Annotated in this window: 3 protein-coding genes; all 3 read right to left on the reverse strand. The window is 62.8% G+C overall.

The genetic code is table 11. The features are described 5' to 3' along the window. Position 1: 1 nt before the first annotated feature. A complete protein-coding gene (locus tag ACQ4OE_RS19390; protein ID WP_430947589.1) occupies positions 2-15,562 on the reverse strand; it encodes a non-ribosomal peptide synthetase in 15,561 nt (5,186 codons plus the stop codon). Between the two features lie 179 nt (positions 15,563-15,741). Further along, complete coding sequence (locus ACQ4OE_RS19395; RefSeq protein ID WP_081265155.1) at positions 15,742-16,476, reverse strand: thioesterase II family protein; 735 nt, start codon at positions 16,474-16,476, stop codon at positions 15,742-15,744. 78 nt (positions 16,477-16,554) lie between these two features. Beyond that, on the reverse strand, positions 16,555-17,727 hold the full coding sequence (locus ACQ4OE_RS19400; RefSeq protein ID WP_430947590.1) for an MFS transporter: 1,173 nt from the start codon (positions 17,725-17,727) through the stop codon (positions 16,555-16,557). Positions 17,728-17,812 lie beyond the last annotated feature (85 nt).

Consider the following 17,812-nt stretch of genomic DNA (forward strand, 5'->3'; position numbering starts at 1 on the left):
CTCAGGAAATCAGTTTTTCAAGTTCATCTGCTGATAAACGATTGAGAGCCTCCAAGGATTTAGCCAAAACATCATGAACGGGCTGCAAATCAGGTTGCAGGGCTTGTACGGCCGCGCTGAAAGCCGCCAGATCGGCACTGGCGAACAGGCTGGCCAACGGCACTTCGAAGCCCAACAACTCGCGCAAACGCAGGGCCACCTGAGTGGCCAGCAGCGAATGGCCGCCGAGCTCGAAGAAGTTGTCCGTCAGGCCGACTCGCTCCAGCTTCAACACGTCGGCCCAGACCCCGGCGATCTGCTGCTGCAGTTCACTTTCAGGCGCCACGTAGGTGTTTTGCAGCAGGCTGGCATCCGGTTGCGGCAGGGCCTTGCGGTCGAGCTTGCCGTTGGCGGTCAGCGGCAGGCTGTCGAGCAGCAACAGGTGCGCCGGCACCATGTAATCCGGCAGGTTGTGCTTGAGCGCCTGGCGCAGGTGCTCACGCCACGGGCCCTGTTGATCGAGTTCGACCGACTGATCGGCCACCAGATATGCGACCAGTTGTACGCCACCGGCGCCAGGCTGATCGAGTACCACGGCCTGACGGATTTGCGGCAGCGCCAACAATTGCGCCTCGATTTCCCCCAGCTCGATACGGAAACCACGGATCTTCACTTGATGGTCGATGCGTCCGGCGTACTCGATCCGGCCATCGGCGCGATAGCGCGCCAGGTCACCGGTGCGGTACAGCCGCGCGCCGTCGTCACCGAACGGGTTGGGCACGAAACGCAATGCGCTGAGGTCGGCACGCTTGAGATAACCGCGTGCCAGCCCGGCGCCGCTGACGTGCAATTCGCCGATGCAGCCCTTCGCCACCGGTTGCAGGTCGGCGTCGAGCACGTACCAGCCGAGGTCCGGGATCGGTTCGCCCAACGGGCTGCCGGCATCCTGTTCGAGATCGGCCAGGGTCAACGGACGGTAAGTCACGTGAACCGTGGTTTCGGTGATGCCGTACATGTTGATCAGTTGTGGCGCAGCGTCGCCGAAGCGTTCGAACCATGGACGCAGGCTGCGCACTTCCAGCGCTTCACCGCCAAACACGACGTAACGCAGCGACAGTTGTGCATCCTGTGGTGCGTCGCAGGCGACTTGCATCAGTTGCTTGAATGCCGACGGCGTCTGGTTGAGCACGGTGATGCGCTCGCGGCACAGCAGCGCATGGAACTCCTGCGGCGAGCGACTGACGCTGTGCGGCACGATCACCAGACGCCCGCCATGCAGCAGCGCGCCGAAGATTTCCCAGACCGAGAAGTCGAACGCATACGAGTGGAACAGCGTCCAGCGGTCCTCGGCACCGAAGCTGAACCAAGGGTCCGTGGCCTCGAACAGACGCAGCACGTTGTCGTGAGCCAGCAGCGTACCTTTCGGCTTGCCGGTGGAGCCCGAGGTGTAAATCACGTAAGCGAGGCTGGCGCTGTCGGCCCAGACCTGCGGATCGGTTGCCAATTGATCCTGCCAGCGGCTGTCATCACCCAGCAGCAGGGTTTCGACGCTGTCGGCCACCGCCAGGTGATCGAGCACCCCCGGCTGCATCAGCAGCAAGGCAATGCCGCTGTCTTCGATCATGTATTGCAAGCGCTCGGCCGGGTATTGCGGATCCAGCGGCAGGTAAGCGCCCCCGGCCTTGAGGATGGCGACCAGGCCGACGATCATTTCGATCGAACGCTCGGCAGCCAGACCGACCAGCACATCGGCGCCGACACCCCGTGCGATCAGGGCATGGGCCAGGCGATTGGCACGGGCGTTGAGCTCGCCGTAGCTCAATTGTTCCTCGCCCAGGCTCACGGCAATGGCCTGCGGTGCCCGACGCACTTGTGCTTCGATCAGTTGTGGCAGTGTGCGGGTTTGCGCAAAGGTGGCCGGCGCACGGTTCCAGTCCTGCAACACCGCTTCTTGTTGCGCGGCATCAAAAAGACCGAGATCGGCCAACAGACGTTGCGCCGGCGAGTCGGCCATTTGCTGCAACAGGTGCTGCAAGTGTCCGCCTATCTGCTCGATCTGCGCAGCGCTGAAATGTTGCCGGGCGTAGGCGAATTGCAACGACAGGCTGTCGCCCAGATCCACCAGCACCGTCAACGGCAGGTTGGTCTGTTCCTGGCTGGAGGCCTGACCGAAACGCAAGCCTTGCGACGCGCCGCTGTTCAGCGCCTCCGACACCGGGTAGTTCTCGAACACCAGCAGGCTGTCGAACAAGCCTTCGCCACGTTGTCCCGACCAGCGCTGAATGTCGGCCAGTGGCGTGTATTCGAATTCGCGCATGGCCAGGTTCAGCGCTTGCACTGTTTGCAGCCACTCACCGAGAGGTTGCTCGACACGCGGGGTGGCGATCACCGGTAAGGTGTTGATGAACAAACCGACCTGTTGCTCGACGCCTGGCAGCTCGGTCGGACGCCCGGCGACCGTCGCGCCGAACGCCACGGTCGGTTGGCCGCTGTAACGCTGCAACAGCAGCAACCAAGCGGCCTGCACCACGGTGTTGAGGGTGACCTTGTGCTGACGGGCGAACGCGCCCAGACGTTGCGTCTGCTCACGGTCCAGCCAACGGGTTTGCTGGTCGTAACCGCTCTGGCCAGCGGTCACCTGCGTATCCACGCAGCTGCGGGCCAAGTGAGTCGGTTCCTCCCGGTCGGCCAGACGCTCAGTCCAGAAGCGTTCGCTGGCCTGACCGTCCTGACGCTGCAGCCATGCGATGTAATCAGCATAACGGCCCAGCGGCGCGGCCGGGGTTGCACCGGCGTAGCGCTGCATCACTTCGCCGAGCAACTGCGAGTTGCTCCAGCCGTCCATGAGGATGTGATGGCTGGTGTAGATCATTTCGTGGCGGTCATCATCGGTGCGCACCAGCACCAGACGCAGCAACGGTGCCTGCAACAGGTCGAAGCCTTGTTGCAGTTGCTCCTGCGCCAGCAGATCGAGCGCCGACGGCAGGTCAGCGCGGCCTCGCCAGTCATGCAGGCTGAACGGCAACTCGGCCCTCCGCTGGACGATTTGCAGCGGCTGTTCCTGCTCGGAGATCCATACAAACCGAGTACGCAGAATCGCGTGGCGGTCGACCGCGCCCTGCCAGGCCTGACGCAAACGCTCGGGATCCAGGCCTTCGACGCTGACGCGCATCTGGTTGACGTAATCGCCCGAACCTTGTTCGTACAGGCTGTGGAACAACATGCCCTGTTGCATCGGCGACAGCGGGTAGATGTCATCGACATCGGCACCGGCACCCGGCAAGGCGTCGAGCTGTTGCTGGTTGAGCGACGCCAACGGGAAGTCCGACGGCGTGATGCCGGCGTTCTGCGCGGCGCAGCAATGCTCGATCAGCGTTGCCAGTTCGACCGCGTATTCATCGGCCAGGCGTTGAATGGTTGCTTCATCGAACATTTCGCGGCTGAACGTCCAGCCCAGGCTCAACTCGCCGCCGTAGACCTGACCGTTGAGTTCCAGCCAGTTGCCCAGCGGCGCCAACGGGCTCTGTTCGTCACCGGCCTTTTCGCTGGCCGGGGCGAACAGCGCGCCGTCATCGAACTGGCTGTCGAACTGGCCGAGGTAGTTGAAGGTGATGCGCGGCGCTGGCAGCGCCGCCAGCTCACGGCGGGTCGCTTCGTCGCCGAAGTAACGCAACACGCCAAAGCCCAGGCCTTTGTCGGGAATCGCCCGCAGCTGTTCCTTGATCTGCTTGATCGAACCGTCAAGCGACGCGGCGGGAGTCAGGCGCACCGGGAACAGGCTGGTGAACCAGCCGACGCTGCGACTCAGGTCGAGGTCGTCGAACAGGTCTTCACGACCGTGGCCTTCCAGCTGAATCAAGGTCGAGGCGTGCCCCGTCCAGCGGCAGATAACTCGGGCCAGCGCGGTCATCAACAGGTCATTGACCTGAGTGCGATACGCCGCCGGCGCCTGTTGCAGCAGTTGTCGGGTCAGCACTTGATCGAGGCGCGTCTGGACGGTGTGTGCGTAACGATTTTGCAGGCTAGCCTGTGGATGGGTGCACGGCAGGTCGACGGGCGCATCCGCCAGTTGTGCGCGCCACAGCTCGAGTTCGCCAACGCGTTGCGGCGCGTGCTGCTGCAAACGCTCGGCCCAGTGCTTGAAGGCGCTGGTCTTGGCTGGCAGGCGCGGGAGCTTGCCGTCAATGCGCTGCTGGTAAGCGCTTTGTAAATCTTCGAGCAGAATCCGCCAGGACACACCGTCCACTACCAAGTGGTGCACCGCCAGCAGCAATCGTTGCGAACCATCGGCCAGGGTCACCAACAAGCCACGCAACAGCGGGCCGTGAGCCAGGTCGAAGCTGCGTTGTGCCTCAAGGCAAGCGTGCTGCAACTGTTGTTCATCGCTGACACTCGTCTGCATCAGCAGGGTGTGGTGCACCGATGTTGCGTGATGATTTGCGGTCCAGCCGCTGGCCGTTTCGGTGAACGACAGGCGCAAGGCATCGTGATGCGCGACCAGTTCTTGCAAGGCTTGCTCAAGCGCATTTGCCTGAATGCTCACGGCCGGCTTGAGCATCACCGACTGGTTCCAGTGATGCCGCTCGGCAATGTCTGCCGCGAAGAACCACTGCTGGAATGGCAGCAACGGTGTAGCGCCACTGACCGCGCCCTGATCGATCTGCGCCGCGCCATCGCCCAGCGTCGCGACGCCCGCCAGCGCCTGGACAGTCTGGTACTGGAACAAGTCTTTGGGGGTAAAGCGGATTCCGGCCTGACGGGCACGGGCCACCACTTGAATCGAGATGATCGAATCGCCCCCCAGTTCAAAGAAGTTATCGGCCAAGCCGACTCGCGGCAGTTTCAGCACATCGGCCCACACTGCCGCAATGCGTTGCTCCAGCTCACTGCGCGGCGCGATGTATTCGGCCTTGTCTGCACCCCATTGCGGTTTCGGCAGCGCCTTGCGATCCAGTTTGCCGTTGGGACTCAACGGCATCTGCGGCAGATTCAGCCACTGGTTGGGCACCATGTACTCCGGCAGGCCGGCGTGCAGATGACGCATGAGGGTGTCGCGCCAGTCTGCGGTTTCTTCGTTCAGCACCACGTAAGCGGTCAGTAGCTTGCCGTCGATCACCAACACCGCGGCTTCACGGACATTGGCGTGTTCGAGCAGACGCGCTTCGATTTCACCGAGCTCGATACGCAGGCCGCGCAGCTTGACCTGATGGTCGATTCGGCCGGCGTATTCGATCACGCCATCGGCGCGGTAGCGCGCCAGGTCACCGGTGCGGTAGATCCGTTCGCCGGCGCCGAAAGGGCTGACCGCAAAACGTTCGGCGGTCAGCGCCGGACGCTGGTGGTAGCCGCGCGCCAGACCGACGCCCGCCAGGTACAACTCGCCGAGCACACCGGTCGGCACCGGCTCAAGATTATCGTCAAGGATGTAGCAGCCGAGGTTGGCAATCGGCTGACCGATCGGCACGCTGTCGCGCCCCTCCTCCACACACGTCCAGTGCGTCACGTCGATGGCCGCTTCGGTCGGGCCGTAAAGGTTGTACAGCCCGGCAGTTGGCACCTTGGCGAAGACTTGCTGTTGCGCGTCTGCCGGCAGCGCTTCACCGCTGCAGACGATGCGTTGCAGGCTGGTGCACGTACTGACCTCGGCGTCTTGCAAGAAGGCTTGCAACATCGACGGCACAAAGTGCAGCGTGGTGATGTGTTCGCGATTGATCAGCGCCACCAGTTTTGCCGGATCGCGGTGATCGCCCGGGGCTGCGACGACCAGACGTGCGCCGGTCATCAGGGGCCAGAAGAACTCCCACACCGACACGTCAAAGCTGAACGGGGTCTTTTGCAGCACGCTGTCGCCCGCGCCGATCTCATAGGCCTGTTGCATCCAGCACAGACGGTTGGTCAGGGCGACATGACGGTTGCCAGCGCCTTTCGGCTTGCCGGTGGAGCCGGAGGTGTAAATCACGTAGGCAAGGTTTTCACCTGTGACCGCTACATCCGGATTGGCGCTCGCGAAGCCCTCCAGCGACGCCTCGATCAACAGGGTTTGTACCTGACTGGTCAATGGCAAGGCATCGAGCAGATGCGCCTGAGTCAGCAACAGCTGGACGCCGCTGTCTTCGATCATGTAGGCCAGGCGATCCTGCGGGTATTCGGGGTCCAGCGGCACGTAGGCGCCCCCGGCCTTGAGCACGGCCAACAGCGCGACGACCATTTCGATCGAACGTTCGGCGGCGATGCCGACCAGGCTTTCAGGTCCGACACCCAGCGCCATCAGCTTGTGCGCCAACTGGTTGGCGCGGGCATTGAGTTGCGCGTAGCTCAGGCATTCATCGGCGTATTTCAGCGCCATGGCGTCCGGCGTGCGCAGCACCTGCGCTTCGATCAATTGCTGCACGCTCAGGTGCAGCGGGTACTCGGTGGCAGTGGCGTTCCAGTCTTCGAGAATCTGCTGACGCTCCTGCGCGGCGAGCATCGGCAACGCGGCAATCGCCTGTTGCGGCGCAGCGACAATTGCCCGCAGCAATGCCTGCCAGTGTTCGAACAGGCGCGCGATGGTCGCCGCCTCGAACAGATCGCTGGCGTAGGTCAGACTGACCATCAGCCCGGCGGCGGTTTCGGTGGTGTCCAGGGTCAGGTCGAACTGGGCGGTGGCGCTGTTCCACGGCAGGCCTTCGATGCGCAAACCCGCCACATCGGTGACCGGTGCGGCATCGCGCTGGTGGTTGAACAGCACCTGGAACAACGGGCTGTGGCTCAGGCTGCGCTCCGGCGCCAGCGCTTCGACCAATTGCTCGAACGGCAGATCCTGATGCGCCTGAGCGCCCATTGCGGCCTGACGAGTCTGCGCCAGCAGATCACGGAAACTCAGGTCCCCGGCAAACTGTGCACGCATCACCTGGGTGTTGACGAAGAAGCCGATCAGGCCTTCGGTTTCAGCGCGATTACGGTTGGCAATCGGCACACCGACGCGGATATCGTCCTGACCACTGTAGCGGTGCAACAGGGTCTGGAACGAGGCCAGCAAGAGCATGAACATCGTCACCCCCTCACGTCGGGCAACCTCCTGCAATTGCGCACTCAACGCGGATTCCAGCGGCGCATCCAGCCGCGCGCCACGATAGCTCTGCACCGCCGGACGCGAATGGTCCAGCGGCAACTCCAGCACCGGTTGTTCGCCGCCGAGTTGAGCCCTCCAATAATCGAGTTGACGCTGACGTTCGCCGGCGTCCATCCACTGTCGTTGCCACTGCGCGAAATCGGCGTATTGCAGCGTCAGTGCTGCCAGTTCGAGCGGTTGTCCGGCGCATTCTGCGGCATACATCGCCATCAGTTCGCGCACCATCACTTGCATCGACCAGCCGTCAGAAACGATGTGGTGCTGAGTGATCACCAGCACATGATCATCCGCCGCCATGCAGAGCAGAGCGACGCGCAGCAGTGGCCCGTTCAACAGATCGAACGGTTGGCGGATCTGCGTCTGCACCCAGTTCGACAGACCCTCTTCAGCGTTGAGGCGGTGTTGTTCAATCGTCAACTGGCCCTGCGCATGAACCACCTGCACGGTGCGTTCGTCGTCCTGACGGAACGTGGTGCGCAACGGCTCGTGACGGGCCACCAGTTGATTGAAGCTGTGCTGCAACGCAGCGATGTCCAGCGCACCGCGCAAGCGCAGCGCACTTGGCACGTGGTAAGCGGCGCTGTCCGGCTCCAGTTGCCAGAGGAACCACTGACGCTCCTGGGCATAAGACAACGCCAGTGCATCACCGCGCGGCAACGCCAGCATTGGCACAGTTTCGCTGTGTTGCAGGGTCGCGCAGGCGGCGGCAAAGGCTTGCAGCGTCGGCTGCTCGAACAGGGTGCGCATCGGCACATCGAGCTTGAGCGTCTGGCGGGCCCGGGAAATCACCTGGGTGGCCAGCAACGAGTGGCCGCCGCGTTCGAAAAAGTGATCGTTGAGCCCCACCGCGCCGGACTCCAGTACGGTTTCCCAGATCTGCGCCAGTTGCACCTGCAGCAAGGTCTGCGGCGCGGCATAAGCGCACAAATCCTGGTTCAGTTCGGCTTTCGGCAGCGCAGTGCGATCCAGTTTGCCGTTGTTGTTCAAGGGCAACGCGTCCAGCAACAGCAGGTGCGCCGGCACCATGTAATCGGGCAGCACTTGTTGCAGCGAAGCTTTGAGCGAGCCCAGCCACTGCGCCTGTGCGGTCGCAGGCTCGGTGCCTGCTTCCGGCACCACATAAGCCACCAGTTGTGCGCCCCCCGGGAAATCCTGAGCGATGACTGCGGCGGCGTGCACGCCTTCCTGCGCTTGCAGACAGGCTTCGATTTCCCCCATCTCAATGCGCAAGCCACGAATCTTCACTTGGTGGTCGATCCGCCCGGCGTATTCCAGATCGCCGTTTTCGTTATAACGGGCCAGGTCGCCGCTGCGGTACAGCCGCGACCCTGCCTCGGCGGCAAACGGGTCTGGCAGGAAGCGCTCGGCGGTGAGGGCCGGACGGTCGAAATACTGCTGCGCCAGACAGGCGCTCGCACCAATGCACAACTCGCCGACGCCGCCAGCCGGCAGCAATTGCCCGCTGCTGTCGAGCACGTACAACGCGCGGCCGGGGATGGCTCGGCCAATCGGAATGCCGAAACTATCGCTGGCATCGCTCAGGCGGCAATCGTGGACGCTGGACACCACCGTCGCCTCGGTCGGCCCGTAGGTGTTGAGCAAGCGCACATGGCTCAACCCAGCCTCGTGCCACAGGCGCAGGCCTTCCACCGACATCGCTTCACCACCGACGTGAACCTGACGTAACGGGCCCAGGCTGGCGATGTTGCCGCCAGCACATTCACGCGCCAGCAAGAACCAGTAAGCCGCCGGCAAGTCCGCTAGGGTCACGCCGTGGCTGACGATCTGGTCGGCCAACTGGATGACGTCCCAGAGTTCGTCACCGCGCATGACCAGCGCCGCACCGACACACAGCGGCGGGTAGCACTGTTCGACAAAACCATCGAAGCTGAACGTCGCAAATTGCAGCACGCGATCATCAGCGGTGAGCGCCGAATACTCGGCACCGGTCTGGCAGAATTCGCGCAGCGCCGCGTGAGCAATCGCCACGCCTTTTGGCTGGCCGGTGGAGCCCGAGGTGTAGATCACGTAGGCCAGGTCATCGACCGTGGCGTGATTCAGCGGATCGCTGTCCGGATAAGCGCCCAGCGTCTCGATGACGTCGCCCAGGTGCAAATGTTCAAGACCTGCAGGCAGCGGCACGTCTTGCAGCAGAGCGGATTCATCGAGCAGCAGATCGATACGGCTGTCTTCGATCATGTAGGCCAGACGCTGGGCCGGGTAGTTGGCATCCAGCGGTACGTAAGCGGCGCCTGTCTTCAGCACGGCCAGCAAACTGACGATCATTTGCGGGCCACGGCGCAGCGCCAGACCGATGCGTTTGCCCGGCGCGGCACCGCTGGCCAGCAGACGGTAAGCGAGGCGATTCGCCTGACGGTTGAGTTCGTCATAGCTCAGACGCTGTTCACCACACTGTACGGCCAGTGCCTGCGGTGTGGCTTTGGCCTGCGCGGCAATGCGTTCATGCACCAGGCCGGTGTGCTGCAATTGCAGCACTGGCGGCTGGCAATGGGCGAGCATGGTGTGCGTGGCAGCAGCATCGAGCAGCGTCAGGTTACCGAGGCAAGCGGTGACATTGGTGATCAACTGCTCAAGCAAGTGGCGCAGGTTGGCGCAGAGCATGTGCACTTGGGCGGCGCTGAATCGCGCGGCGTCGTAGCTCATCTCCAGGCTCAGCGTGGCGCCCAGTTCGATGCCCAGCGTCAGCGGATAGTGAGTGCGTTCATGGTTATGCAGGTTGCCGAAGGTCAACCCGGCCGGCGCGCCCTGTTTCAGCGCCTCGGCGACCGGGAAGTTTTCGAACACCAGCAGACTGTCGAACAGCGCCGAGCCCTGATGCCCTGCCCAGCCTTGAATGTCGTACAACGGCACATGCTCGAATTCACGCAGGGCCAGGTTCTGCGCCTGCAGATCACTCAACCACTGCCCGACGTGCTGATCCGGGCGCGGGTTGCACACCAGCGGCAGGGTGTTGATGAACAGCCCCAGTTGCTGTTCGATGCCCGGCAGCGGCGCCGAACGACCGGCCACCGTGGCGCCGAACGCTACGCAATCCTGCCCGGTGTAGCGTTGCAGCAACAGGCTCCAGGCCGCTTGCAGCAACGTGTTGAGGGTGACTTTTTGCTGACGGGCGAACTCGCCCAGACGCCGCGTTGCGGCGGCGTCGATCACCTCGCGATGCTCGTCTGTGCCGTGGCCAGCCACGGGCGCACGCACGGCATCGGCCAGCAATGTCGGTGCCTGCAACGGCGCCAGCGCAGCGTTCCAGAACGCCTTGCCAGCGTCTGCCGATTGCTGCTGCAACCAGCCCATGTAATCGCGGTAATGCCCCACCGGCGCCGGCAATGAGCGCGCGTCGGCGTAGTGCGAAATCACCTCGCCAAGCAACTGCGCATTACTCCAGCCGTCCATGAGGATGTGATGGCTGGTGTAGATCAAATGCCAGCTATCGGCGGCGGTGCGCACCAGCTTCAAGCGCAACAACGGCGCGCAGTCGAGTTCGAAACCTTGCGCCCGCTCCGTCTCGGCCAGCGCATCGGTGTCCGTTTTTTCCAGCACCTGCAGCGGCAGTTGCACTTGGCGGCTGATCACTTGATGGGCGCTGTCCAGGCCTTGCCAGTAGAAGCTGCTGCGCAACACATCATGACGCGCCAGCACCGCTTGCCAGGCGCCGGCAAAACGCTGTGGATCGAGGCCCTGAATGTCCAGGCGCATCTGGCTGATGTACGCCTCGACCTGCGGTTCATACAGGGTATGGAACAACATGCCCTGCTGCATCGGCGACAGCGGATAAACATCTTCGATGATGGCGGCGGCGACCGGCAACGCATCCAGTTGCGCCTGGCTGATGCGCGCCAACGGGAAGTCCGACGGCGTCACTTGCGCGGTGTCGAGGGCGCAACAGTGCTCGATCAGCGCCGTCAGTTCTGCGGCGTAGCGGTCAGCCAACATTTGCACAGTGGCGCTATCGAACATTTGCGAGCTGAAACCCCAACTCAGGCTCAATTCGCCGCCATAGACCTGGCCTTCGACCGTCAACCAGTTATCCAGCGGCGCCTGTTGATCCTGGGCGACACCGCCAAACTCCGTGGACGGCACCAGCAGCGCCTGCTCATCGAACTGACGGTCGAACTGCCCCAGATAGTTGAAGGTAATGCGCGGCGCAGGCAATGCAGCCAGTTCTTCGCGCACCGACGGCGCGGCCAGGTAACGCAGTACGCCGTAACCCAGCCCTTTGTCCGGAACCGCGCGCAGTTGTTCTTTGATCGCCTTGATCGAACCGTCGAGGTCCTCGGTCGCCACCAGATTGACGGTGAACAGGCTGGTGAACCAGCCGATGCTGCGCGTCAGGTCAATGTCGTCGAACAGGTCTTCCCGGCCGTGGCCTTCCAGTTGGATCAGGGTGCCCGGCTGACCGCTCCAGCCACTGATAGTGCGTGCCAATGCCGTCAGCAGCAGATCGTTGACCTGCGTGCGATAGGCCGCCGGTGCCTGTTGCAGCAATTGGCGAGTGCGCTCGGCGTCCAGACGCCATTCGATCTTTTTACCGAAACGGTTTTGCAGACTGCCTTCAGGGCGTTCGCACGGCAGATCCTGCGCGGTGTTGTGCTGGGCTTTCCAGTAAGCCAGTTGACCGTCGAAGCGCGAAGCCTCGGAGCTCAGCCGCGCCGTCCAGCGCTGGAACGCACTGGTCTTGGCCGGCAATTGCACACCACCGCCCGCGGCAAGTTGTTCGTAGGCTTGCTGCAAATCTTCCAGCAACACACGCCACGACACACCGTCCACCACCAGGTGATGGAGGATCAGCGACAGGCGCTGACTGCCATCGGCCATGGTCACTAACACCGCGCGCAACAGCGGTCCGTTGGCCAGATCAAGACTGCGCTGGGCTTCGTCGCAATGGGCGCTCAGTTGCGCGGTCGTCTCGGCCGTGCGCAGCCACACGTCAGCGCGTTCGACCTGTGCCGCGTACGCTTGCTGCCAACCGTCGACACCCTCGACAAAACGCAGACGCAAGGCATCGTGGTGATTAATTACATGGGTCAATGCCGTGTCGAGCCACTGAGCATTCAGCGCCTCGCGCGGGGTCAGCAACAGGGACTGGTTCCAGTGCTCACGCTGCGGCATCGCCCGGCTGAAAAACTGCTGCTGGATCGGCCCCAGCAACGCTTCGCCCGTCGCCGATGCCTGATCCACCGAGCTGTGGCTGTCGAGGATTGCGACCAACGCCAGACTGCGCACAGTCTGATACTGGAACAGGTCGCGCGGGCTGATACGGATCCCGGCCTGCCGCGCGCGGCTGACCACTTGGATCGAAATGATCGAATCACCGCCCAGCTCAAAGAAGTTGTCTTCCAGACCCACACGCTGCAGACCGAGCACGTCTTCCCAGATCGCCGCCAGGGCCTTTTGCATGGCATCCTGCGGCGCAACGAAGGCTTGTTGCGGCGCGGCATCCGGTTGCGGCAAGGCTTTGCGATCCAGCTTGCCGTTGGCGGTGACCGGCAACCTGTCCAGCGTCAGCAGGTAGGTCGGCACCATGAATTCCGGCAGACTGCCGAGCAGCCAAGCCTTGACGTCCTGTTGCCATTGTTCGTCTGCCTGAGCGGTTTCCAGCACCAGATAGCCGACCAGATGTTTACCGCCCTGCACCAGCACCACGGCTTCACGCACCAGCGGATGCTGCATCAGGCGGGTTTCGATTTCGCCCAACTCGATACGCAAGCCGCGCAACTTCACCTGATGATCGAGACGCCCGAGGTATTCAATGACGCCGTCGGCACGTTGGCGCACCCGGTCACCGGTGCGGTACAGGCGCGCGCCGTCGTGGAACGGGCACGGCACAAAACGCTCGGCAGTCAGCGCCGGGCGCTGGTGATAACTGCGCGCCAGCCCTGCCCCGCCCAGATACAACTCACCGGCGACGCCGCTCGGCACCGGCAACAGTTCGGCGTCGAGCACATGCGTGCGCAGGTTGGCGATCGGCCGACCGATCGGCACGCTGTCGGCGCCTTCGTCGACACAGGTCCAGTGGGTGACGTCGATGGCCGCTTCGGTCGGGCCGTACAAATTGTAGAGCCCGGCGTTCGGCAGCTTGGCGAACACTTGCAGTTGCGCCTCCAGCGGCAACGCTTCGCCGCTGCAGACAATGCGCTTGAGGCCGACACAGGCCTCGACGCCCGGCTCATGAATAAACGCCTGCAACATCGACGGGACAAAGTGCAACGTGCTGATGCCGCAGCGGTTGATGGTCTCGATCAACAGCGATGGATCGCGGTGCGCACCCGGTGCGGCCACGACCAGACGCGCGCCGGTCAGCAGCGGCCAGAAAAATTCCCAGACCGACACGTCAAAGCTGAACGGGGTTTTCTGCAACACCGAATCACTGGCATCCAGCCCGTAAGCGTCCTGCATCCAGCACAAACGGTTGACCAGCGCCGCATGACTGTTGCCAGCGCCTTTCGGTTTACCGGTGGAGCCGGAGGTATAAATCACGTACGCGAGGTTCAGCGGGTCGACGACCACATCGACACCGCCTTCGCTATAGCGATCCAGCCAGTCAGCTTCCTGATCGAGGGTAATGACGTTCACCCCTGCCGTCGGCAGCGTCGCCAGCAACGCACTCTGGGTCAGCAGCAAAGTGATGCCGCTGTCTTCGACCATGTAGGCGAGACGCTCTTGCGGGTATTCCGGATCCAGCGGCACATAGGCGCCGCCGGCCTTGAGAATCGCCAGCAGGCCGATCACCATTTCCAGCGAGCGCTCGACGCAAATCCCCACCAGACTGTCGGCCCGCACGCCTTGTTCACGTAACAGATGAGCGAGTTGGTTGGCCCGGGCATCCAGTTGTGCATAACTCAGGGTTTGCTCGCCGAACACCAGCGCCGGGGCATCCGGGGAGCGCGCCACTTGGGCTTCGATCAATTGATGAATCGGCTGCCCGCTCGGATAAACTGCGGCTGTAGCGTTCCAGGCATGCACCAGCGTGTGCTGCTCATCCGCGTCCAGCAACGGCAATTCGCCAATGCGTTGCGCAGGATCGGCCACCATTGCCTTGAGCAGGCGCAGCCAGTGGCGCGCCATCCGTTCGATGGTCGGCGCGTCGAACAGATCGCTGGCGTAAGTCAGTGCAGCGTGAAGCTTGCCGCCCTTCTCGTAGGTGTCGAGTGTCAGGTCAAACTGGGTGGTGCGGCTTTGCCATTCGAGGCTGTCGAGTACCAGGCCCGAGGCCGTGCTGAGGGCGGCGATATCGGCCACCTGCGGCTGGTGGTTGTACATCACCTGGAACAGCGGCGTGTGACTGAGGCTGCGTTCCAGTTTCAGCGCTTCGACCAGTTGCTCGAACGGCAGATCCTGATGGGCCTGAGCGCCGAGCGCCGTCTCTTTGATCGCTTGCAGCAACGCGTCGACGCGGGTCTGGCCATCCAGTCTGGTACGCAGCACCTGGGTGTTGACGAAGAAACCGATCAGGCCTTCGATCTCGGCGCGATTGCGGTTGGCAATCGGCACGCCGACACGGATGTCGGTCTGCCCGGTGTAACGGTGCAGCAGCGCATTGAACGCGCCGAGCAACAACATGAACAACGTGACTTGATGCTGTTGCGCGGTGGCGCGCAGTTGCTCGGTCAATTGACCGTCGACGGCAAACTCATAGCGCGTGCCGCGATAGCTCGGCATGGCCGGGCGCGAATGGTCCAGCGGCAATTCCAGCACCGGGTGCTCATCACCCAACTGCGCCTGCCAATATTCCAGTTGGCGCGCCTGCTCGCCGGCTTCCAGCCAACGGCGTTGCCACAGCGCGTAATCACTGTACTGCACTGGTAGCGCTGCCATCGCCGGTGGCTGGCCGGCGTCAAAGGCGTCATAGCAACGGATGAATTCGTCGATCAGCACGTTCATCGACCAGCCATCGGAAACGATGTGGTGCAGGGTCAGCAGCATTACGTGCTCCTGCTCGGCGAGCTTGAGCAGGGTGACCCGCAGCAACGGCCCGACAGCCAGATCGAACGGCAACACCGATTGCTGCTCGGCGGCATGAACGACAGCCTCCTCGCGTTCGGTGGCCGGCAGCGCGCTGAAATCTTCGTGACGGATATTCAAAGTCGCCGTGGCCGGCACTTGCAGCAGGCTGTCATCCGCCTGGCGCTGGAATACCGTGCGCAGGGTTTCATGGCGGGCGACCAGTGCGGCAAACGCCTGCTCCAGTGCCGACAGATTCAGCCGCCCGCTCAGGCGCACTGCACCCGGCAAGTTATAGGCGCCGCTCTGCGGATCCAGTTGCCAGAGAAACCACATGCGTCGCTGCGCGTAGGACAACGCCTGGCGATCCTCGGCTTCGATTCCAGCCGGAATCGGAAACCGGGCGAAATCGACGCCCTCCTTTTGCAGGGCCGCGAGGAACATCTGGCGCTTTTCCAGGGGCAACCCGATAAACCGGCGAGCAAGTTTCAAGGAGTCTTCAGCATTCATTTCTCAGCATCCGGATCAGTAGGCAGGAAGCACAAAGGCACGTCGTCCCTATAAAACGAATGCACAGCGGAAAAATTAGCGAATGAGAAGAAGTATCAGGAGCGAGGCAGGCGGGGATTTTCAGACGGGCAGGAAACCCGGTGGGAGCGTGCTTGCTCCCACATGAAATGTGCTGATGTTCAGGCAGTGGCGGGCATTGAGTGCCGACGGTGATGAACGTCGAGTTGATCCTTGATGACTTTCAGCACTTTGGCTTCGTGTTCATGAATAAAGAAATGACCGCCGGCGAGCATGTCCACCGAGAAACTGCCGAGGGTTTCCTTGCTCCAGCCGATCAATTGCTCGGTGGTCGCCCGGTCGGTGGTACCGCCGAGCACATGCACCGGGCATTTGAGCAATGGTCGCTGGATGGGTTGAAAACGTCCGCACAACAGGAAGTCGGCACGCAGCACCGGCAAGGTCAGGCTCATCAATTCGGCGTTGGCGAGAATTTCTTCGCTGGTGCCATTCAAGGTGCGCAACTGCTCGATCAGTTCGGCATCGCTTTTCGGTTCAGCGAAACCGCGATCATATTCACTGCGCAGCGTCGGCGCTGCCGTGCCGGAGGCGAACAGCGCCACCGGCTCCGGCAACCCCAGGGCGCGCAAGGCATGGGCCAGCTCGCAGGCCAGCAGCGCGCCAAGACTGTGGCCGAAAATCGCATAAGGCGCGCGCAGGGTCGTTTGCAGTTCGCTGGCCAACTGCCGGGCCAGCGCCCGCATATCGGTTTGCAGCGCTTCGCCAAACCGTGCGCCGCGACCCGGCAGTTCTACCGGTTGCAGCGTCAGCCACTGCGGCAGTTTGCGCCGCCAGCGGCTGTAAACCATGGCACTGGCGCCCGAATAAGGAAGGCACAGCAATGTCAGCTGAGTCACCCGGCTTACCTCGAAAAGTTGTCTGTCTAAAAGAACGAAGGCAAGCCTGGAAAAATTAGCCCGCCCGCGTCTATCCAGTCATTTCAAGTGACGGAAACTCTGCACGGCCGCACCCAGCACCACCGCTCCGGCCGCTATCGCCAGCCAGAAGCCGCTGCGCGCTCCAAACGCATCGACCAGCGCCCCCGAACCCGCCGCACCAATCGCCACGCCAATACTGAGACCCGTCACCAGCCAGGTCAGGCCTTCCGTGAGCTTGGCGGGCGGCACAATACGCTCGACCAACGCCATCGCCACAATCAGCGTTGGCGCAAAGAACAGCCCGGCGATAAACACCGCGACCGACAAGCCGAAAATATTGCTCGCCAACAACAGCGGCAACGTCGTCAGCGCGGTCGCCACACCGCCGTAAAGGAATAACCGTGGCAGCGGCAGTTTCGAGCGCATCGCGCCAAACGCGATGCCGGCCAGGCACGAGCCGATGGCGTACACCGACAAGACAATACTGGCGGCGGCGGGCTGCCCTTGCTGCTGGGCAAACGCAACGCTGACCACATCGATCACGCCGACGATGATGCCCATGGCGATCATCAGCGCCAGCAGCAACTGAATATCGGTCGAGCGAATGATCGAACCCTGATGATGCAACTCATGCGGATGCACTGCTGGCTCGGTACTACGCTGGGCGACAAATGCCGTGACGCCAATTGCCAGTGCCAACAGCGCCGCTAACGGCCCGGCCTCGGGAAACACTGCCACGCACAACCCCACCGACAGCGGCGGGCCGACAATGAAACAGACCTCATCGAGCACCGACTCCAGCGCATACGCGGTCTGCAACTGCGGCTGGCCTCGATAGATCTCGGTCCAGCGTGCGCGCACCATCGCCGACATGCTTGGCATGCAACCGGCCAGCGCGGCAAAAACAAACAGCGTCCAGGTCGGCGCCTGCAAACGCGTACACAGCAGCAACATCGCCAGCGCCCCGCCGCCAATCAACGCCGATACCGGGAGGATCCTTCGCTGCCCATAACGGTCAACCAGACGCGAAACCTGCGGCGCGCAAAACGCCGTGGCCAAAGCAAACGTCGCCGCCACCGCGCCGGCCAAAGCATAGCCGCCCTTCAACTGCGAGAGCATGGTGATCAAGCCAATCCCCGTCATCGAAATCGGCATGCGCGCGATCATCCCGGCCAGGACAAAATTGCGTGCGCCGGGGGCTGTGAATAACTCGCGGTAGGGGTTTGCCATGAACTGCAGCCTCATCAGGGGCCGCCACGTTGCCATAGCGTCGGGAGGCGTGGAAGCGCGCAATTGTTGGTGGAATGTGAAGCGC

This window comes from Pseudomonas sp. WC2 (assembly GCF_050586545.1).
GTDB lineage: Bacteria > Pseudomonadota > Gammaproteobacteria > Pseudomonadales > Pseudomonadaceae > Aquipseudomonas.

Bases quoted from the DNA above. Each gene is read 5' to 3' on its own strand.
- ACQ4OE_RS19400 (WP_430947590.1), bottom strand. From the start codon at position 17,727: ATGGCAAACCCCTACCGCGAGTTATTCACAGCCCCCGGCGCACGCAAT.
- ACQ4OE_RS19390 (WP_430947589.1), bottom strand. From the start codon at position 15,562: ATGAATGCTGAAGACTCCTTGAAACTTGCTCGCCGGTTTATCGGGTTG.